18 protein-coding genes are annotated in these 17,779 nt (G+C 63.6%); 17 read left to right on the forward strand and 1 reads right to left on the reverse strand.

What is annotated here, in order from left to right; genetic code table 11:
- The first annotated feature begins 46 nt into the window (after nt 1–46).
- The 5 genes from tsaD to MNR02_RS01535 are packed head-to-tail and all read left to right on the forward strand — an operon-like array spanning nt 47 to nt 3,551.
- Nucleotides 47–1,141, forward strand: coding sequence for a tRNA (adenosine(37)-N6)-threonylcarbamoyltransferase complex transferase subunit TsaD (tsaD, locus tag MNR02_RS01515; protein WP_241947841.1), 1,095 nt, complete (start codon nt 47–49; stop codon nt 1,139–1,141).
- Entirely contained in the window at nt 1,138–2,124 is a 987-nt protein-coding gene (locus tag MNR02_RS01520) for an NAD(P)H-dependent glycerol-3-phosphate dehydrogenase (RefSeq protein WP_241947842.1), read from the forward strand. Before tsaD ends, MNR02_RS01520 begins: the two co-directional genes overlap by 4 nt.
- Nucleotides 2,125–2,156: 32 nt before the next feature.
- On the forward strand, nt 2,157–2,450 hold the full coding sequence (locus MNR02_RS01525; protein WP_241947843.1) for a YciI-like protein: 294 nt from the start codon (nt 2,157–2,159) through the stop codon (nt 2,448–2,450).
- Between the two features lie 5 nt (nt 2,451–2,455).
- Complete coding sequence (locus MNR02_RS01530) at nt 2,456–2,887, forward strand: EVE domain-containing protein (RefSeq protein WP_241601069.1); 432 nt, start codon at nt 2,456–2,458, stop codon at nt 2,885–2,887.
- Nucleotides 2,888–2,894: 7 nt separating this feature from the next.
- The gene (locus tag MNR02_RS01535; RefSeq protein WP_241947844.1) at nt 2,895–3,551 is read left to right on the forward strand and encodes a methyltransferase; all 657 of its coding nucleotides are present in this window, start codon (nt 2,895–2,897) and stop codon (nt 3,549–3,551) included.
- On the opposite strand, the gene MNR02_RS01540 is transcribed toward MNR02_RS01535, so the two are convergent.
- On the reverse strand, nt 3,532–3,957 hold the full coding sequence (locus MNR02_RS01540; protein WP_241947845.1) for a hypothetical protein: 426 nt from the start codon (nt 3,955–3,957) through the stop codon (nt 3,532–3,534). The two genes, MNR02_RS01535 and MNR02_RS01540, sit on opposite strands and share 20 nt — an antisense overlap.
- A gap of 302 nt (nt 3,958–4,259) precedes the next feature.
- Here MNR02_RS01540 and sdhC point away from each other — a divergent pair, with 302 nt between their 5' ends.
- The 12 genes from sdhC to MNR02_RS01600 all read left to right on the forward strand — a co-directional run bounded on the left by sdhC (nt 4,260) and on the right by MNR02_RS01600 (nt 17,770).
- Nucleotides 4,260–4,652 (forward strand): succinate dehydrogenase, cytochrome b556 subunit, encoded by a 393-nt coding sequence (sdhC, locus tag MNR02_RS01545; protein WP_241947846.1) that lies wholly within the window; start codon nt 4,260–4,262, stop codon nt 4,650–4,652.
- Between the two features lie 10 nt (nt 4,653–4,662).
- Nucleotides 4,663–5,043 carry a succinate dehydrogenase, hydrophobic membrane anchor protein gene (gene sdhD, locus MNR02_RS01550; protein WP_241601073.1) on the forward strand — a complete coding sequence of 127 codons (381 nt, stop codon included), beginning with the start codon at nt 4,663–4,665 and terminating at the stop codon, nt 5,041–5,043.
- A gap of 6 nt (nt 5,044–5,049) precedes the next feature.
- A complete protein-coding gene (gene sdhA / locus MNR02_RS01555; protein WP_241947847.1) occupies nt 5,050–6,891 on the forward strand; it encodes a succinate dehydrogenase flavoprotein subunit in 1,842 nt (613 codons plus the stop codon).
- A gap of 18 nt (nt 6,892–6,909) precedes the next feature.
- Nucleotides 6,910–7,689: a succinate dehydrogenase iron-sulfur subunit gene (locus MNR02_RS01560; RefSeq protein WP_241601075.1), complete on the forward strand. Its 780-nt coding sequence runs from the start codon at nt 6,910–6,912 to the stop codon at nt 7,687–7,689.
- A 143-nt stretch (nt 7,690–7,832) separates the two neighbouring features.
- On the forward strand, nt 7,833–8,363 hold the full coding sequence (locus MNR02_RS01565) for a protease inhibitor Inh/omp19 family protein (protein ID WP_241601076.1): 531 nt from the start codon (nt 7,833–7,835) through the stop codon (nt 8,361–8,363).
- Nucleotides 8,364–8,405: 42 nt separating this feature from the next.
- Nucleotides 8,406–9,599 (forward strand): cell division protein ZapE, encoded by a 1,194-nt coding sequence (gene zapE, locus MNR02_RS01570; protein WP_241947848.1) that lies wholly within the window; start codon nt 8,406–8,408, stop codon nt 9,597–9,599.
- Nucleotides 9,600–9,765: 166 nt separating this feature from the next.
- Nucleotides 9,766–10,728, forward strand: a complete 963-nt coding sequence (gene mdh, locus MNR02_RS01575) for a malate dehydrogenase (protein ID WP_241947849.1) — start codon at nt 9,766–9,768, stop codon at nt 10,726–10,728.
- A gap of 70 nt (nt 10,729–10,798) precedes the next feature.
- Nucleotides 10,799–11,992 (forward strand): ADP-forming succinate--CoA ligase subunit beta, encoded by a 1,194-nt coding sequence (gene sucC / locus MNR02_RS01580; RefSeq protein WP_241947850.1) that lies wholly within the window; start codon nt 10,799–10,801, stop codon nt 11,990–11,992.
- A 17-nt stretch (nt 11,993–12,009) separates the two neighbouring features.
- Nucleotides 12,010–12,912 carry a succinate--CoA ligase subunit alpha gene (sucD, locus tag MNR02_RS01585; protein WP_241947851.1) on the forward strand — a complete coding sequence of 301 codons (903 nt, stop codon included), beginning with the start codon at nt 12,010–12,012 and terminating at the stop codon, nt 12,910–12,912.
- A gap of 144 nt (nt 12,913–13,056) precedes the next feature.
- Nucleotides 13,057–16,053, forward strand: a complete 2,997-nt coding sequence (locus tag MNR02_RS01590) for a 2-oxoglutarate dehydrogenase E1 component (protein WP_241947852.1) — start codon at nt 13,057–13,059, stop codon at nt 16,051–16,053.
- A gap of 51 nt (nt 16,054–16,104) precedes the next feature.
- Nucleotides 16,105–17,346, forward strand: coding sequence for a 2-oxoglutarate dehydrogenase complex dihydrolipoyllysine-residue succinyltransferase (gene odhB, locus MNR02_RS01595; protein ID WP_241601081.1), 1,242 nt, complete (start codon nt 16,105–16,107; stop codon nt 17,344–17,346).
- A gap of 10 nt (nt 17,347–17,356) precedes the next feature.
- Nucleotides 17,357–17,770 (forward strand): MAPEG family protein, encoded by a 414-nt coding sequence (locus MNR02_RS01600; protein ID WP_241947853.1) that lies wholly within the window; start codon nt 17,357–17,359, stop codon nt 17,768–17,770.
- The last annotated feature ends 9 nt before the right edge of the window (nt 17,771–17,779 follow it).

A 17,779-nucleotide genomic window follows, 5' to 3' on the forward strand; every position in this document is an offset into this window, starting at 1 on the left:
TCTCGTAAACGGCTTTACCGCCCATCGCAATCAATCCAAGTGCTTCATGTCGTCCCAACTGACCATTCTCGGCATTGAAACGAGCTGCGACGAGACCGCCGCGGCCGTCGTCACGCGTGCGGCGGACGGGCATGGCGAGATCCTGGGCGAGGTGGTGCTGAGCCAGCTTGAAGAGCACAGCGCCTATGGCGGTGTGGTGCCCGAGATTGCAGCGCGCGCCCATGTCGAGGCGCTGGACAGCCTGATTTCCGAGGCGCTCCTGCGGTCCGGGCGCACGCTTGCCGATGTCGATGCCATTGCCGCGACCAGCGGCCCGGGGCTGATCGGCGGCCTGATCGTCGGGCTGATGACCGGCAAGGCCATTGCGCGGGCGACCGGCAAGCCGCTCTATGCCGTCAACCATCTCGAAGGCCATGCGCTGACGGCCCGACTGACGGATGGCGTCGCATTTCCCTATCTTATGCTGCTGGTGTCTGGCGGCCATACCCAGCTTGTGCTGGTGCGCGGCGTCGATGATTACGAGCGCTGGGGCACAACCATCGACGACGCGCTCGGCGAGGCCTTCGACAAGACGGCCAAGCTGCTCGGCCTGCCCTATCCCGGCGGCCCGGCGGTGGAGCGGATGGCGAAGAGCGGCAATGCCGAACGTTTCACCTTCCCACGCCCGCTCGTCGGCGAAGCGCGGCTCGATTTCTCCTTCTCCGGGTTGAAGACGGCGGTGCGGCAGGCCGCGCAGTCGATCGAGCCTGTTACCGAGCAGGATATCGCTGATATCTGCGCCTCCTTCCAGCGCGCCGTGTCGCGCACGTTGAAGGATCGCATCGGCCGCGGGCTGGAACGATTCCGTACGCTCTACCCTGATGTCGCGAAACCGGCGCTCGTCGTTGCGGGCGGTGTTGCAGCCAATGCGGAGCTGCGTGCGACGCTTCAGGCGCTGTGTGACAAGAACCGCTTCCGGTTCATCGCGCCGCCGATGGCGCTCTGCACGGACAATGCCGCAATGATCGCCTGGGCGGGACTGGAGCGCATGGCCGTGGGGCTTTCGGCGGACGATCTTTCTGTGGCGCCCCGCTCGCGCTGGCCGCTCGACAAGGCGGCGGCGACGGTTCTGGGGTCCGGCAAGCGGGGAGCCAAGGCATGAGTGTCTCGCGCAGGATTGCCGTGGTTGGCGCGGGCGCCTTCGGGACCGCGCTTGCAAGCGTTGCTGCGGCAAGCGGAGGAGACGTTGTTCTCATCGGCCGCGCTGCCGATATTGTCGAGACGATGCGGCTTTCCCGCCGTCACGAAAAGGCGCTGCCGGGCATCGACCTGCCGCATGCGCTGACATACAGCGCCGATATCGAGGCGGTGCGTGGGGCCGGCATCGTGCTCTTCGCCATGCCCTCGCAGGCGCAGCGCGAAGCCGCGCGCTTGCTTGCGCCGCTGCTCGCGCCGGGTACGGCGGTCGTTATCTGTGCCAAGGGCATGGAAAAGGGCACGGGACGCCTCCTGACGGACGTGCTGGAAGAGGAACTGCCGGGTCGCGAGATCGCGGTGCTGTCCGGCCCCGGCTTTGCGGCTGATATCGCCAAGGGCCTGCCGACGGCGATGGTGATCGCTGCGCGGACGATCGAGATCGGTGCGACGCTGGCGCAGGCCTTGTCCGGGCCGACCTTCAGGCTCTATCCGTCGACGGACCGGATCGGTGTGCAGCTCGGCGGCGCACTCAAGAACGTGCTGGCGATTGCCTGTGGCATCATCGAGGGCGCGCAGCTTGGCGATTCAGCCCGTGCGGCGCTCATTTCACGTGGGCTTGCGGAACTGTCGCGCTTTGTCGAAGGCCATGGCGGCGAGGGCGTGACGGTCATGGGCCTGTCCGGTCTGGGCGATCTCGTGCTGACCGGCACCAGCCACCAGTCGCGTAACCTGCGCTTCGGCATCGCGCTCGGGCGCGAGGGCACGGCCGCCGGCTGGTCGGGCGACCTCGTCGAAGGGGCGTTCGCCGCTTCCGTCGCATCCGGCGTCGCTGCCAAAAAGGGTATCGACATGCCGATCACCGATGCGGTGGCGCGCATCATCGAGGGTACGCTCGATGTGAAGACGGCCATCGGGCAGCTCATGACGCGCCCCATCACCCAGGAATGACAGAACGGCCAGGAGCCAGAGAAGGATCGTCCATGCATTTTGCATTCGTTTGCCAGGACAAGCCCGGCGCACTGCAGGTGCGCCTCGACACGCGTCCCGAACACGTCGCCTACCTGAACACGCTCAACGCGGAGGGCACGCTCGCCTTTGCCGGCCCTTTTCTTGGCGACGACGGCAAGCCCGCCGGCAGCCTCGTCGTGGTCAAGGCAGAGACGATCGAGGCCGCACGGGAAATCGCCGCCAACGATCCCTATGCCAAGGCCGGCCTGTTCGCATCCGTCGAGGTGAAGGCCTGGAACTGGGTCTTCAACAACCCGGAGGCCTGAGAACCATGGCGTACTGGCTCTACAAATCCGAACCCTTCAAGTTCTCCTGGGACAAGCTGAAGTCGAAAGGCGAGGAAGGCGAGGAGTGGGACGGCGTGCGCAACTACCTGGCACGCAACAACATGCGGGCCATGAAGATCGGCGACAAGGGCTTCTTCTACCACTCCAACGAGGGCCTGGAAGTCGTCGGCATCACCGAAGTCTGCGCCCTGTCGCATCCCGATTCCACGGCGGGCGACGATCCGCGCTGGGACTGCGTCGACATCCGGGCGGTTTGCGACATGCCGAAGCCTGTCTCGCTGAAGGATGTGAAGGCCAACCCGAAGCTTGCCAAGATGGCGCTCGTTACCTCCATGCGCCTTTCGGTGCAGCCGGTCACGGAGGAGGAGTGGATCGAGGTCTGCCGCATGGGCGGTCTCGACAACCCGCCGCGCTGACCCGCCCGTGAGGACGGACCCGCAGGTCTTCATCGTCGACAACACGGACGTGCTGGCGCCGCCGCACGTGCCGGAGGTGAAGCTTCGGCTCGCCTCGGAGGCGCATGACCTGTGGCTGAAGACCGAGGCGGAGCTGGAGGAGATCGGCCTGCCGCCGCCCTTCTGGGCCTTTGCCTGGGCGGGCGGTCAGGGGCTTGCGCGCCATGTGCTGGATCACCCGGCGCTGGTAGCAGGCAAATCGGTGCTGGATTTCGCCAGCGGCTCCGGCCTCGTCGGCATCGCAGCGCTGCTTTCGGGCGCTGCCTCTGTGCTGGCGGCGGATATCGATCCCTGGAGCGGAACGGCGATCCGCCTGAACGCGGCGCTGAACGACGTTTCGCTCGACAGCACGAGCGAGGACATGCTTGGACGCGACGAAGGCTGGGACGTCGTTCTTGCCGGCGACGTGTTTTACGACCGGGCCTTCGCCGACGCGCTCATACCCTGGTTCACCGCGCTTGCCGCGCGCGGCGCCACGGTGCTGGTCGGCGATCCCGGTCGCGCCTATTGTCCGCGCGATCGCATGGAAGCGCTTGCCACCTATACCGTGCCGGTGACGCGGGCGCTTGAGGACAGCGAGGTCAAGAAGACCACTGTGTGGCGTTTCACCGGCCTGGCCGGATAACGCAGACGCCCGCTTCCCAGGCACAATCGTTGCGATCAGGGCTCAGCGTTATGATCTTCGGCCCGCTTGCGCGACGCTCCGCCGGCCGGGCTGACCAGCGATAGCCGCCGTCGTCCTCGACATAGAAATAGAGGCCGCTGCCGCCATCACGGTAGGCGACGATCCCGCCGGAATAGAAATCGGGATCGGCATGCCGGATCCTGTGGCGCTGGTAGCGCAGCTGGGTGCTGACGCCGCCGCGGCTGGCATCGGTATCGAGCCGCGAAATCGTCCGCAAGCCGCCATGATTGGGATGATGGCGATGGCGCAGGCCATCTCCGGCATGAGCGGCCGTCATGCCGCCTGTCACGAGCGCGGCCGCAAGCACGAAGACTTTCGTCGCGCGGAGTGCCGATAACAGAGTCATTCTGTCCTGCCTTCCGTGGCGTGGTTAACAAATCGTTAACAGGCAGAATGGACCGCAAGGCGCTGAAAGTCACTGACACGCTTGAGGAATTTGCGGTTATCGTTAACGGCGCCGGGATGTACCAAAACGGGGCGGACGCTCGGGCGATCTCTAATCGATTAAATTCATTTTGCACTGCAATGAGGCTTGTGGTTCCGCTTTCCGGTGATTAAACGTCGCAATCACTGCATTGTGCACAACATACTGCAATTCCGGAGAAAATTTGTCCAGTTTATGGCTCTCCGGGGTTCCGTGAGGTTCAGATGGCGAATGTCACTCGAAGCCGGCCGCTCTCGCCGCATCTCCAAGTCTACAAGCCGATCCCGACGATGGTCATGTCCATCGTGCACCGCATCACAGGTGCGGCACTTTACTTCGGCACGGTACTCGTTGCCTGGTGGCTGATCGCCGCCGCTTCGGGCGAGGCCTATTTCAACTGGGTCAACTGGTTCTTCGGCACGCTGATCGGCCGCCTCGTACTCTTCAGCTACACCTGGGCGCTTGTCCACCACATGCTCGGCGGGCTCCGCCATTTCATGTGGGACATGGGCCGCGGCTACGAAAAGCACTTCAATACCAAACTCGCCATCGCAACCCCGATCGCCTCCGTCGCCCTGACGGTGCTGATCTGGGTCGTCGGCTATCTGGCACGCTGAGGAGAGCCCCATGGATATGCGCACGCCCCTCGGCAAGGTTCGCGGCCTCGGATCGGCAAAGGACGGCACGGAGCACTTCTGGCGCCAGCGTCTCACGGCCGTCGCCAACGTCCCGCTGCTGTTGTTCTTCGTCGGCTTCCTCATCTGCTATAACGGCGCCTCCTATGCAGAGGTGACGGCAGCGCTGTCGAACCCGCTCGTCGCCGTCCTCATGGGCCTCGTCGTGATCTCCGGCCTCATCCACATGAAGCTTGGCATGCAGGTCATCATCGAGGACTACGTGCATGCGGAAGGCATCAAGATCGGTCTTCTCATGCTCAACACCTTCTTCGCGATCCTGGTCGGCGGGCTCTGTCTTTTCGCCGTCCTCAAAATCGCCTTCGCAGGATAATCCATCATGGCAGCGATCCCCTCCCCGGCGGCCAACGGCAAGGCCTATACCTATGTGGACCACTCCTTCGACGTGATCGTCGTCGGGGCCGGCGGCGCCGGCCTACGCGCCACGCTCGGCATGGCCGAGCAGGGTCTCAAGACCGCCTGCATCACCAAGGTCTTCCCGACGCGTTCGCACACGGTCGCCGCCCAGGGCGGCATTGCCGCCTCGCTCGTCAATATGACGCCCGATTGCTGGCAGTGGCACCTTTACGACACCGTCAAGGGCTCCGACTGGCTCGGTGACGTCGATGCCATGCAGTATCTCGCCATGGAAGCGCCGAAGGCGGTCTATGAGCTCGAGCATTACGGCGTGCCCTTCTCGCGCAACGCCGAAGGCAAGATCTACCAGCGCCCGTTCGGCGGCCACATGCAAAACTACGGCGAAGGTCCGCCGGTGCAGCGCACCTGTGCCGCCGCCGACCGTACCGGCCACGCCATCCTGCACACCCTGTACGGCCAGTCGCTGCGTAACAACGCCGAATTCTTCATCGAGTATTTCGCGCTCGATCTGATCATGTCGGCCGATGGCCGCTGCACCGGCGTCGTCGCGTGGAACCTCGATGACGGCACGATCCATCGCTTCGCCGCCAAGATGGTGGTTCTGGCGACGGGCGGTTACGGCCGTGCCTACTTCTCCGCCACCTCGGCACATACCTGCACGGGCGACGGCGGCGGCATGATCGCGCGCGCCGGCCTGCCGCTACAGGACATGGAGTTCGTGCAGTTCCACCCGACCGGCATCTACGGCGCGGGCTGCCTCATCACCGAAGGTGCGCGCGGCGAGGGCGGCTATCTCGTCAACTCCGAAGGCGAACGCTTCATGGAGCGCTATGCGCCGTCCGCGAAGGACCTCGCCTCGCGCGACGTCGTTTCGCGCTGCATGACGATGGAAATCCGCGAAGGCCGCGGCGTCGGCAAGAACAAGGACCACATCTTCCTTCATCTCGACCATCTTGATCCGGCCGTCCTGCACGAGCGCCTGCCGGGCATTTCCGAGAGCGCGAAGATTTTCGCCGGCGTCGACGTGACGCGCGAGCCGATCCCGGTCCTGCCGACCGTGCACTACAATATGGGCGGCATTCCCACGAACTACTGGGGCGAAGTGCTCAATGCCGACAGCCAGAACCCGGAGCGCATCGCGCCGGGCCTGATGGCGGTGGGCGAAGCCGGCTGCGCTTCGGTGCACGGTGCAAACCGCCTCGGCTCCAACTCGCTGATCGACCTCGTGGTCTTCGGCCGCGCCGCCGCCATCCGCGCCGGCGAGGTCATCGATCGCAACGAGGCCGTCCCGGGGCTCGACATTGCTGCTTGCGACAGGATCATGCATCGCTTCGACCGGCTGCGCAACGCCAATGGCGGTACGCCCACGGCGGTGCTGCGCGACAAGATGCAGCGCACCATGCAGGAAGACGCCGCCGTGTTCCGCACGCAGGAATCGCTGGAAAGCGGCTGCAAGCGCATCACTGAAATCTGGAAGGAACTGCCTGATATCAAGGTCACCGACCGTTCGATGATCTGGAATTCCGACCTCGTCGAAACGCTGGAGCTGGAAAACCTGATGGCCAACGCCATCACGACGGTCTACGGCGCCGAGGCCCGCAAGGAAAGCCGCGGTTCGCATGCCCGCGAGGACTATGTCGACGGTCCGTTCGGCGGCCGCGACGACGTCAACTGGCGCAAGCACACGCTCGCATGGGTCAACGAGGCGGGCGATGTGAAGCTCGACTATCGCCCCGTGCACACCGACCTCATCGCCGACGGGATCGATCCCCAGAAGATCGCGCCCAAGGCGCGCGTCTACTGATATCGAGGAGAACAGGACATGGTTGAACTCGCTCTCCCGAAAAACTCGCAGATCAGCGAAGGCAAGGTCTGGCCCAAGCCGGCCGGCGCCTCCAACACGCGCGAGCTGCGCGTCTATCGCTGGAACCCTGACGACGGCAAGAACCCGTCGATCGACACCTATTACATCGATGTCGACGATTGCGGTCCCATGGTGCTGGACGCGCTGCTCTACATCAAGAACAAGATCGACCCGACGCTGACGCTGCGCCGCTCGTGCCGTGAAGGCATCTGCGGCTCCTGCGCCATGAACATCGACGGCACCAACACGCTCGCCTGCACCAAGGGCATGGACGAGGTGAAGGGCGCGGTGAAGGTCTATCCGCTGCCGCATATGCCTGTGGTCAAGGATCTCATCCCTGACCTCACCAACTTCTACGCCCAGCATCGCTCGATCGAGCCCTGGCTGAAGACGGTGTCGCCGACGCCGGCCAAGGAGTGGAAGCAGAGCCATGACGATCGCCTCAAGCTGGACGGGCTCTACGAGTGCATCCTGTGCGCCTGCTGCTCGACATCCTGTCCGAGCTACTGGTGGAACGGCGACCGTTATCTCGGGCCGGCCGTGCTGCTCCAGGCCTACCGCTGGCTGATCGACAGCCGCGACGAAGCCACCGGCGAGCGCCTCGATAATCTGGAAGATCCCTTCCGTCTTTACCGCTGCCACACGATCATGAATTGTGCTCAGGCGTGCCCGAAAGGCCTTAATCCGGCCAAGGCAATCGGCGAGATCAAAAAGATGCTGGTCGAGCGCCGTCTCTGACCTACATAAGCAGCGTTCACGAAATGTGACGAGGCGGCCTGACCGTTCGGGCCGTTTCGTCTTGATTCGTGCGGGCGATTCACGTTAATTCGGCGGAAATTGCTGCATGGCAGCAGTATCGGGCAGATATCGGGAGTATCGAAATGCGGATTCATCATGTGGCTGGCGGACTGATGATGGCGCTTGCTCTTGCGGGGTGCCAGCGGACCGCGCCGATGGACAGCGTGAATACGCAGCCGAACATTACACCTCTCCAGGGCCAGCCTGTCGGTAGCGTGTCGTCCAGCCAGCTGCCCGATCCGACCACGAGCACCACGCAGTTCCCGGCTCAGCCCACGACCGATACGGCCATGGCGACCGGCACTGGCAACGCGGCCGCGGCAGCGAGCGCGCTCGACGTCAAAAAGGAATCCATGGTCGGCAACTGGCGGGTGGCGAACGGCCCGTCCTCCTGCGACATGTTCCTGACGCTCACCAATCTCGGTGGCGGGTCGCGCGGCGGCACGCGCGGTTGTGCAGGCGAGCTGACGGCAATGGGTTCCTGGGAAGTCGCCGGCAAGCAGGTCGTTCTCAAGGACCGCGAAGGCAACCCCATCGCGCGTCTCTACAAGACGGCCGATACCCGCTTCGACGGATCGACCAATTCGGGCCAGCCGGTTAGCCTTTCGCGCTGATCCCTTCCTTTTTCCGACCTCAGACGCGGATAAGCATCGCCCATGGGCAAGCACTGGGACAGTGTTTCGACACATCCGGACCATGGCGTTTCAGGCAGGCTGAAGGCCCTTGTGGACAGCGGAACGCTGAAGCCGGATGTGGCGCAGCAGGCGATGTCGCTGCGTTTCGACAGATTGCTCAGCGAACTCCACGTCCAGCGCCCGGCGCGCAAGTCGAGCGCGCTCGGTTGGCTCTTCGCCTCCCGCAAGCCCGAAAGCGTCGCGGCCCCCAAGGGACTCTACATCCATGGCGGCGTCGGCCGCGGCAAGACCATGCTGATGGATATGTTCTTCGAGCTTGCGCCGCTGAAACGCAAGCGGCGGGCGCATTTCCACGAATTCATGGCGGATGTGCATGACCGCATCCACAAGCATCGGCAGAAGCTGAAGGCGGGCGAGACCAAGCAGGCTGACCCGGTGCCGCCAGTGGCCGCCAGCCTTATCGAGGAAGCGCGCCTGCTCTGCTTCGATGAATTCTCCGTGACCGACATTGCGGATGCGATGATCCTGTCGCGGCTCTTCGGTGAGCTTTTCCAGCGTGGTTGCATTCTTGTCGCGACGTCGAATGTCGAGCCGGACAACCTCTATCGCGAGGGCCTGAACCGCGATCTCTTCCTGCCCTTCGTTGATCTTCTCAAGCAGTATGTCGAGATCGTGCCGCTCGATTCCGTGACGGACTATCGCATGGAAAAGGACAGCGGCCTGCCCGTCTTCCGCCATCCGCTGGGCAGTGAGGCGGATGGCGCGATGGATGCCGCCTGGCGTCGCGAGACGGCCGGCACGATCGTTGCTCCGGCGACCCTGTCGTTTCGTGGGCGAACCATCGCCGTGCCGCAGGCGGCCGGGCGTGTTGCCCGCTTTTCCTTTGCCGATCTGTGCGCCAGGCCACTGGGTGCCGCCGATTATCTCGAGATCCTTGCGCACTACGATACGCTGTTCGTTGACAACATACCTCTGCTCGGCGCGGAAAAGCGCAACGAGACCAAGCGCTTCATCAATCTCGTGGACACGATCTACGATCATCGCGCGCGTCTTTTCGCGTCCGCTGCCGCTGCGCCCGAGAACCTTCTGGTGACCCGCAAAGGCACCGAGGGCTTCGAATTCGATCGCACGGTTTCGCGCCTCATCGAGATCCGCAGCACCGAGTATCTGGCAGACCACAACGCCAGATACAGTACGGGCGTGACGAAAGCATGACAGAAATTCTTACGTTTACGTAAGAAAATATGCATCTAACCGATTGAAATACTTCGATCCAAAAGTATGTATTGAATTTTTAACCTAGGAAGCGTAAGCCCTTGCGCCGAAGGGTCCTGCGGTTGCGACATTCCGGGGCCTGTTGATCGGAGCAAAGGAAGCTTTCATGGCCCGCAAGAAGATCGCACTTATTGGTTCAGGCATGATCGGTGGCACGCTGGCGCATCTCGCTGGCCTGAAGGAGCTGGGCGACATCGTCCTCTTCGACATTGCCGACGGTGTCCCGCAGGGCAAGGGCCTCGATATCGCCCAGTCCTCGCCGGTCGAAGGCTTCAACGCCTCGCTGACGGGTGCCAGCGACTACGCCGCGATCGAGGGTGCCGATGTCTGCATCGTCACCGCAGGCGTTGCCCGCAAGCCCGGCATGAGCCGTGACGACCTGCTTGGCATCAACCTCAAGGTCATGGAACAGGTCGGCGCCGGCATCAAGAAATATGCCCCCGATGCTTTCGTCATCTGCATCACCAACCCGCTCGATGCGATGGTCTGGGCGCTGCAGAAGTTCTCCGGCCTGCCGAAGAACAAGGTCGTCGGCATGGCCGGCGTGCTGGACTCGGCCCGCTTCCGGCTGTTCCTCTCCGAGGAATTCAAGGTTTCCGTCCAGGACGTCACCGCCTTCGTTCTCGGCGGCCACGGCGACACGATGGTGCCGCTCGCCCGTTACTCCACCGTTGCCGGCATTCCGCTGACCGACCTCGTCAAGATGGGCTGGGTCACCAAGGAGCGCCTGGAAGAAATCATCCAGCGCACCCGTGACGGCGGCGCCGAGATCGTCGGCCTGCTCAAGACCGGTTCGGCCTATTATGCCCCGGCCGCATCCGCCATCGAAATGGCCGAGTCCTACCTGAAGGATAAGAAGCGCGTTCTGCCCTGCGCGGCTTACCTGTCGGGCCAGTACGGCGTGAAGGACATGTACGTCGGCGTTCCCACCGTGATCGGTGAAGGCGGCGTCGAGCGCATCATCGAGGTCGAGTTCAACAAGGCCGAGCAGGAAGCCTTCGAAAAGTCGGTCGCGGCCGTCGCAGGCCTTTGCGAAGCCTGCATCAACATCGCGCCCGCGCTGAAGTAATTCCGGTTCTTTTGTTCACGCATGTCCGGCAAAGGCATTTTGCTGGACATGCTCCAGACAGGATTTCACCATGAACATTCATGAATATCAGGCCAAGGCTCTTCTGAAGAGCTATGGCGCGCCGGTCGCCGAAGGCGTGGCGATCTTCTCCGCCGACGAGGCCGAGGCGGCTGCAAAGTCGCTGCCCGGCCCGCTCTACGTGGTCAAGAGCCAGATCCATGCCGGCGGTCGCGGCAAGGGCAAGTTCAAAGAACTCGGCCCCGACGCCAAGGGTGGTGTGCGCCTCGCCTTCTCGATAGAGGAGGCCAAGGCCCATGCCAAGGAAATGCTCGGCAACACGCTCGTCACCGCCCAGACCGGCCCGGCCGGCAAGCAGGTGAACCGCCTCTATATCGAGGACGGCGCGGATATCGACCGCGAACTCTATCTTTCGCTGCTCGTCGACCGCTCCGTTGGCGAAGTCGCCTTCGTCGTCTCGACAGAAGGCGGCATGGACATCGAGGCCGTCGCGCATGACACGCCGGAGAAGATCGTCACCGTCGCGATCAACCCGGAAGCCGGCGTCACCGCCGACGATCTGGCGAAGCTGACATCGGCCCTCAAGCTCGAAGGCGAAGCCAAGGCCGACGGCGAGAAGCTGTTCCCGATCCTCTACAAGGCCTTTGTCGAAAAGGACATGAGCCTGCTGGAGATCAACCCGCTGATCGTCATGAAGAACGGCCGCGTGCGCGTTCTCGACGCCAAGGTCTCCTTCGACGGCAACGCACTGTTCCGCCACGAGGACATCAAGGCGCTGCGCGATGAGACCGAAGAGGACGCCAAGGAAATCGAGGCCTCCAAGTGGGATCTCGCCTATGTGGCGCTCGACGGCAATATCGGCTGCATGGTCAATGGTGCCGGTCTCGCCATGGCGACGATGGACATCATCAAGCTCTACGGCAAAGAGCCGGCGAACTTCTGCGACGTCGGCGGCGGCGCCGGCAAGGAGAAGGTGGCAGCTGCCTTCAAGATCATCACCGCCGACCCGAAGGTCGAGGGCATCCTCGTCAACATCTTCGGCGGCATCATGAAGTGTGACGTCATCGCCGAGGGCGTGGTCGCTGCCGTGCAGGAAGTCGGCCTCAAGGTCCCGCTGGTCGTTCGCCTCGAAGGCACGAATGTCGAGCTTGGCAAGAAGATCCTGAACGAATCCGGCTTGGCGATCACCGCCGCCGACGATCTGGACGACGCCGCCAAGAAGATCGTCGCCGCGATCAACGGCTAACGGAAGGACCAGACCTCATGTCGATTCTCGTCAACAAGAACACCAAGGTCCTCGTTCAGGGCCTGACCGGCAAGACCGGCACCTTCCACACCGAACAGGCGCTCGCCTATTACGGTACGCAGATGGTCGGCGGCATCCACCCGAAGAAGGGCGGCGAAACCTGGACCGGCTCCAAGGGCGAAAGCCTGCCGATCTTCGCCTCCGTCGCCGAAGCCAAGGAAAAGACCGGCGCGGATGCGTCCGTGATCTACGTTCCGCCGGCAGGTGCCGCGGACGCGATCATCGAGGCGATCGAAGCGGAAATCCCGTTCATCACCTGCATCACCGAGGGCATCCCGGTCGCCGACATGGTGCGCGTCAAGGCTCGCCTCGACCGCTCCAAGTCCCGCCTGCTCGGCCCGAACTGCCCCGGCATCCTGACGCCGGAAGAATGCAAGATCGGCATCATGCCGGGCTCGATCTTCCGCAAGGGTTCCGTCGGTATTGTTTCGCGCTCCGGCACGCTTACCTATGAAGCAGTGTTCCAGACCTCCAACGAAGGCCTTGGCCAGACCACGGCCGTCGGCATCGGCGGCGACCCGGTCAAGGGCACCGAGTTCATCGACGTCTTGGAGATGTTCCTGGCCGACGAAGCCACGACCTCCATCATCATGATCGGCGAAATCGGCGGTTCGGCCGAAGAAGATGCGGCACAGTTCCTCATCGACGAAGCCAAGAAGGGCCGCAAGAAGCCGATGGCCGGCTTCATCGCGGGCCGCACGGCGCCGAAGGGCCGCACCATGGGCCATGCCGGCGCAGTCGTTTCCGGCGGGAAGGGCGATGCGGAATCCAAGATCGCCGCCATGGAAGCGGCAGGCATTCGCGTTTCGCCGTCGCCGGCGCGTCTCGGCAAGACGCTGGTGGAAGTCCTGAAGGGCTGACAAACGAAAGCGGGTGGGCCGGCGAAAGACGCCGGCCGACCCATCTCACCCGTCACCGGCCAAAAGCCGGGCGACGGGCGGCAAACCGGGCAGGCCCGGTCAACACGATCGTTCGGGAGGCGGGCGCGGCGCCCGCGAAAGACCATGGCACGGCAAGACGCCAACGAACAATTCCTGGCCACCTCCTTCCTCGACGGAGCAAACGCGGCCTATATCGAGCAGCTCTATGCCCAGTACGAGGCGAACCCCGCCTCCGTCGGCGAGGAATGGCAGGCCTTCTTCAAGGCCTTGGAAGACCAGCCCTCCGATGTCGTGAAGGCCGCCAAGGGTGCGTCGTGGAAGCGCGCCAACTGGCCGATCGCCGCCAATGGCGAACTCGTCTCCGCACTCGACGGCAACTGGGGCGTTGTCGAGAAGGTCCTGGAAAAGAAGGTGCAGGCAAAGGCTGAAGCCGCCGCCGCCCAGACGGGCGCGGCCGTCAATCAGGCCGACGTCAACCAGGCGACGCGCGACAGCGTGCGCGCCATCATGATGATCCGCGCCTACCGCGCCCGCGGCCACCTGCATGCCAAGCTCGACCCGCTCGCCATCGCCGCGCCGGTCGAGGACTATCACGAGCTTTCGCCTTCGAACTACGGGTTCGAGGAGAAGGATCTCGACCGCAAGATCTTCATCGACAACGTGCTCGGCCTGGAATACGCCACCGTGCGCGAAATGGTCGAAATCCTCGAGCGCACCTACTGCTCGACGATCGGCGTCGAATTCATGCATATCTCCAACCCGGAAGAGAAGGGCTGGATTCAGGAGCGCATCGAAGGCCCCGACAAGGGCGTCGACTTCACCGTCGAAGGCAAGAAGGCGATCCTGCAGAAGTTGATCGAGGCGGAAGGTTTCGAGCAGTTCATCGATGTCAAGTACAAGGGCACCAAGCGCTTCGGCCTCGACGGCGGCGAAGCGCTCATCCCGGCGCTGGAACAGATCATCAAGCGCGGCGGCCAGATGGGCCTGAAGGAAATCGTGCTTGGCATGGCCCATCGCGGCCGCCTGAACGTTCTCACCAACGTGATGGCCAAGCCCCACCGCGCCGTGTTCCACGAGTTCAAGGGCGGCTCCTACGCGCCTGACGACGTCGAAGGCTCCGGTGACGTGAAGTACCACCTCGGCGCCTCTTCGGACCGCGAGTTCGACGGCAACAAGGTGCACCTGTCGCTGACGGCCAACCCCTCGCATCTGGAGATCGTCAACCCTGTCGTGATGGGCAAGGCCCGCGCCAAGCAGGACCAGATGGCGACGGTCTTCGAAGGCGATATCATCCCGCTGCGTGAGCGCGCCAAGGTGATGCCGCTGCTGCTGCACGGCGATGCGGCCTTTGCGGGCCAGGGCGTCGTGGCCGAAATCCTCGGCCTGTCCGGCCTGCGCGGCCACCGCGTCGCCGGCACGGTCCACGTCATCATCAACAACCAGATCGGCTTCACCACGAACCCGGCCTTCTCGCGCTCTTCGCCCTATCCGTCGGATGTGGCCAAGATGATCGAGGCGCCGATCTTCCACGTGAACGGTGACGATCCGGAAGCGGTGACCTACGCCGCCAAGGTTGCGACCGAATTCCGCATGAAGTTCCACAAGCCGGTCGTGCTGGATATCTTCTGCTACCGCCGCTTCGGCCATAACGAAGGCGACGAGCCTGCGTTCACGCAGCCGAAGATGTACAAGGCGATCCGCGCCCACAAGACGGTGGTCAGCCTCTACGGCGCGCGCCTCATCGCCGAGGGCGTCATCTCCGAAGGCGAATTCGAGAAGATGAAGGCCGATTGGCGCGCCAATCTCGAACAGGAGTTCGAGGCCGGCCAGTCCTACAAGCCGAACAAGGCCGACTGGCTCGACGGTGCATGGTCGGGCCTGCGCTCGGCCGACAACCAGGACGAACAGCGCCGCGGCAAGACCTCGGTGCCGATGAAGCAGCTCAAGGAAATCGGCCGCAAGATCGCGACGACCCCGGAAGGCTTCAAGGCCCACAAGACCATCCAGCGGTTCATGGACAACCGCATGCAGATGGTCGAGACGGGCGAGGGCATCGATTGGGCGATGGGCGAAGCGCTCGCCTTCGGCACGCTGTGCGTGGAAGGCACCAAGATCCGCCTTTCCGGTCAGGATTGCGAACGCGGCACGTTCTCGCAGCGTCACTCGGTTCTCTACGATCAGGAAACCGAAGACCGCTACATCCCGCTCTCCAACCTCTCGCCCACGCAGGCGCGCTACGAGGTCATCAACTCGATGCTTTCGGAAGAAGCGGTGCTCGGCTTCGAATATGGCTATTCGCTGGCCCGTCCGAACGCTCTGACCCTCTGGGAAGCCCAGTTCGGCGACTTCGCCAACGGCGCGCAGGTGATCTTCGACCAGTTCGTCTCCTCGGGCGAACGCAAGTGGCTTCGCATGTCGGGTCTCGTCTGCCTTCTGCCGCATGGCTATGAGGGCCAGGGACCGGAGCATTCCTCTGCCCGTCTGGAGCGCTTCCTGCAGCTTTGTGCGGAAGACAACATGCAGGTCGCCAACGTCACGACGCCGGCGAACTATTTCCATATCCTGCGCCGCCAGGTGAAGCGCGACTTCCGCAAGCCGCTCATCATGATGACGCCGAAGTCGCTGCTGCGCCACAAGCGGGCCGTGTCCTCGCTGTCGGAAATGGCCGGGGAAACCTCTTTCCACCGCCTGCTGTGGGACGACGCCGAGGTAATCAAGGACGGCCCGATCAAGCTCCAGAAGGATGCCAAGATCCGCCGTGTCGTGATGTGCTCGGGCAAGGTCTATTACGACCTCTTGGAAGAGCGCGAGAAGCGCGGCATCGACGATGTCTACCTGCTGCGTCTGGAACAGCTTTATCCGTTCCCTGCCAAGGCGCTGATCAACGAACTATCGCGCTTCCGCAATGCCGAGATGGTCTGGTGCCAGGAAGAGCCCAAGAACATGGGTGCCTGGGCGTTTATCGATCCGTATCTCGAATGGGTGCTCGCCCATATCGACGCCAAGTATCAGCGCGTGCGCTACACCGGCCGTCCGGCCGCCGCATCGCCGGCGACGGGTCTCATGTCGAAGCACCTGGCACAGCTTGCCGCATTCCTCGAGGACGCGCTGGGCGGTTGATCCGCCCGGCTATCCAGTAACCACGAAAAGAATCACGAACGGAACACAGTCATGGCTACCGAAATCCGCGTCCCCACTCTGGGCGAATCTGTCAGCGAAGCGACCGTCGGCACCTGGTTCAAGAAGGTGGGCGATGTCGTCAAGGCCGACGAGCCGCTCTGTGAGCTCGAAACCGACAAGGTGACGATCGAAGTGCCTGCACCCGCCTCCGGCGTGCTCGGCGAAATCACCGCCAACGCCGGCGAAACCGTCGAGCCGGGCGGCCTGCTCGGCCAGATCTCCGAAGGTGCTTCCGCCGGTGCGGCTGCTCCTGCCGCCGCCGAAAAGGTCGAGAAGGCTCCTGCTGCCGCTCCGGTCGCCGAAGCCAAGCCCGCTGCCGGCGGCGCGTCCGCCATGCCGGCTGCTCCTGCCGCCGCCAAGCTGCTTGCCGAAAACAACCTTTCGGCCGATCAGGTCGACGGTTCGGGCAAGCGCGGTCAGGTGCTGAAGGGCGACGTGCTTGCAGCCGTTGCAAAGGGTATCACGGCATCGTCGGCGGCTTCCGCCGAGCCTGCCAAGGTTGCTGCCCGTCCGGCCTCTTCCGAAGCCGATGCGCCGCGCGAAGAGCGCGTGAAGATGACGCGCCTGCGCCAGACCATCGCCAAGCGCCTCAAGGACGCCCAGAACACCGCAGCCATGCTGACCACCTACAATGAGGTGGACATGTCGGCCGTGATGGACCTGCGCAACCGTTACAAGGATCTCTTCGAGAAGAAGCACGGCGTGAAGCTCGGCTTCATGGGCTTCTTCACCAAGGCCGTGACGCACGCGCTGAAGGAACTGCCGGCCGTCAACGCCGAGATCGACGGCACCGACATCATCTACAAGAACTATTGCCATGTCGGCGTCGCCGTCGGCACGGACAAGGGTCTGGTGGTGCCGGTCGTACGCGATGCCGACCAGATGGGTATTGCCGCCATCGAGAAGGAAATCGGCCGTCTCGGCAAGGCCGCGCGTGACGGCGCGCTGTCCATGGCCGACATGCAGGGCGGCACGTTCACCATCTCCAACGGCGGCGTCTACGGCTCGCTGATGTCCTCGCCGATCCTGAACGCGCCGCAGTCGGGTATCCTCGGCATGCACAAGATCCAGGAGCGCCCGGTCGTCGTCGGTGGCCAGATCGTCATCCGCCCGATGATGTATCTCGCGCTGTCCTATGACCACCGCATCGTCGACGGCAAGGAAGCCGTGACCTTCCTCGTGCGTGTCAAGGACAGCCTGGAAGATCCGGAGCGTCTGGTTCTCGATCTCTAAGGAGGGTTTCATGGAGACGGCAGCGACGGCGGCTTACCCCATCCTCGTGCTCATCGTCCTGAGCGTGGCGCTGCTCGTCTTCCATATCCTCCTGCAGGGCATGTTCGCCACGAAGGAACTCGGCTCCGAGTGGAATGCCGGTCCGCGTGACGGTGCACGCGAACCGCAAGGCATCCTCGCCGGACGCGCCGCGCGCGCGTCCGCGAATTTCCGCGAGACCTATCCCGGTTTTGTCGCGCTCGCTTTGGCACTTGCGATCGCGGGCGACCCATCGGGCTGGGGTCTCATCGGCGCATGGCTGTGGTTCGTCGCCCGGCTTGTCTATATCCCGCTCTATCTGACGGGCATTCCCTATATCCGCTCGCTGGTCTGGCTTGCCTCGCTGGTGGGCTTGGCGGTGATGGCGGTCGTCATCATCGTCTAGGAGGACGAG

The sequence above is a fragment of the Shinella sp. H4-D48 genome, from assembly GCF_022637395.1.
Taxonomy (GTDB): domain Bacteria; phylum Pseudomonadota; class Alphaproteobacteria; order Rhizobiales; family Rhizobiaceae; genus Shinella; species Shinella sedimenti.

What these genes read in the sequence shown, in the direction of transcription:
- sdhD (WP_241601073.1), top strand. Translation starts at nt 4,663, where the DNA reads ATGGATATGCGCACGCCCCTCGGCAAGGTTCGCGGCCTCGGATCGGCA.
- MNR02_RS01590 (WP_241947852.1), top strand. Translation starts at nt 13,057, where the DNA reads ATGGCACGGCAAGACGCCAACGAACAATTCCTGGCCACCTCCTTCCTC.
- MNR02_RS01525 (WP_241947843.1), top strand. Translation starts at nt 2,157, where the DNA reads ATGCATTTTGCATTCGTTTGCCAGGACAAGCCCGGCGCACTGCAGGTG.
- MNR02_RS01540 (WP_241947845.1), bottom strand. Translation starts at nt 3,957, where the DNA reads ATGACTCTGTTATCGGCACTCCGCGCGACGAAAGTCTTCGTGCTTGCG.
- sucD (WP_241947851.1), top strand. Translation starts at nt 12,010, where the DNA reads ATGTCGATTCTCGTCAACAAGAACACCAAGGTCCTCGTTCAGGGCCTG.
- sdhC (WP_241947846.1), top strand. Translation starts at nt 4,260, where the DNA reads ATGGCGAATGTCACTCGAAGCCGGCCGCTCTCGCCGCATCTCCAAGTC.
- zapE (WP_241947848.1), top strand. Translation starts at nt 8,406, where the DNA reads ATGGGCAAGCACTGGGACAGTGTTTCGACACATCCGGACCATGGCGTT.
- MNR02_RS01560 (WP_241601075.1), top strand. Translation starts at nt 6,910, where the DNA reads ATGGTTGAACTCGCTCTCCCGAAAAACTCGCAGATCAGCGAAGGCAAG.
- sucC (WP_241947850.1), top strand. Translation starts at nt 10,799, where the DNA reads ATGAACATTCATGAATATCAGGCCAAGGCTCTTCTGAAGAGCTATGGC.
- tsaD (WP_241947841.1), top strand. Translation starts at nt 47, where the DNA reads ATGTCGTCCCAACTGACCATTCTCGGCATTGAAACGAGCTGCGACGAG.
- odhB (WP_241601081.1), top strand. Translation starts at nt 16,105, where the DNA reads ATGGCTACCGAAATCCGCGTCCCCACTCTGGGCGAATCTGTCAGCGAA.
- MNR02_RS01530 (WP_241601069.1), top strand. Translation starts at nt 2,456, where the DNA reads ATGGCGTACTGGCTCTACAAATCCGAACCCTTCAAGTTCTCCTGGGAC.
- MNR02_RS01565 (WP_241601076.1), top strand. Translation starts at nt 7,833, where the DNA reads ATGCGGATTCATCATGTGGCTGGCGGACTGATGATGGCGCTTGCTCTT.
- mdh (WP_241947849.1), top strand. Translation starts at nt 9,766, where the DNA reads ATGGCCCGCAAGAAGATCGCACTTATTGGTTCAGGCATGATCGGTGGC.
- sdhA (WP_241947847.1), top strand. Translation starts at nt 5,050, where the DNA reads ATGGCAGCGATCCCCTCCCCGGCGGCCAACGGCAAGGCCTATACCTAT.
- MNR02_RS01600 (WP_241947853.1), top strand. Translation starts at nt 17,357, where the DNA reads ATGGAGACGGCAGCGACGGCGGCTTACCCCATCCTCGTGCTCATCGTC.
- MNR02_RS01520 (WP_241947842.1), top strand. Translation starts at nt 1,138, where the DNA reads ATGAGTGTCTCGCGCAGGATTGCCGTGGTTGGCGCGGGCGCCTTCGGG.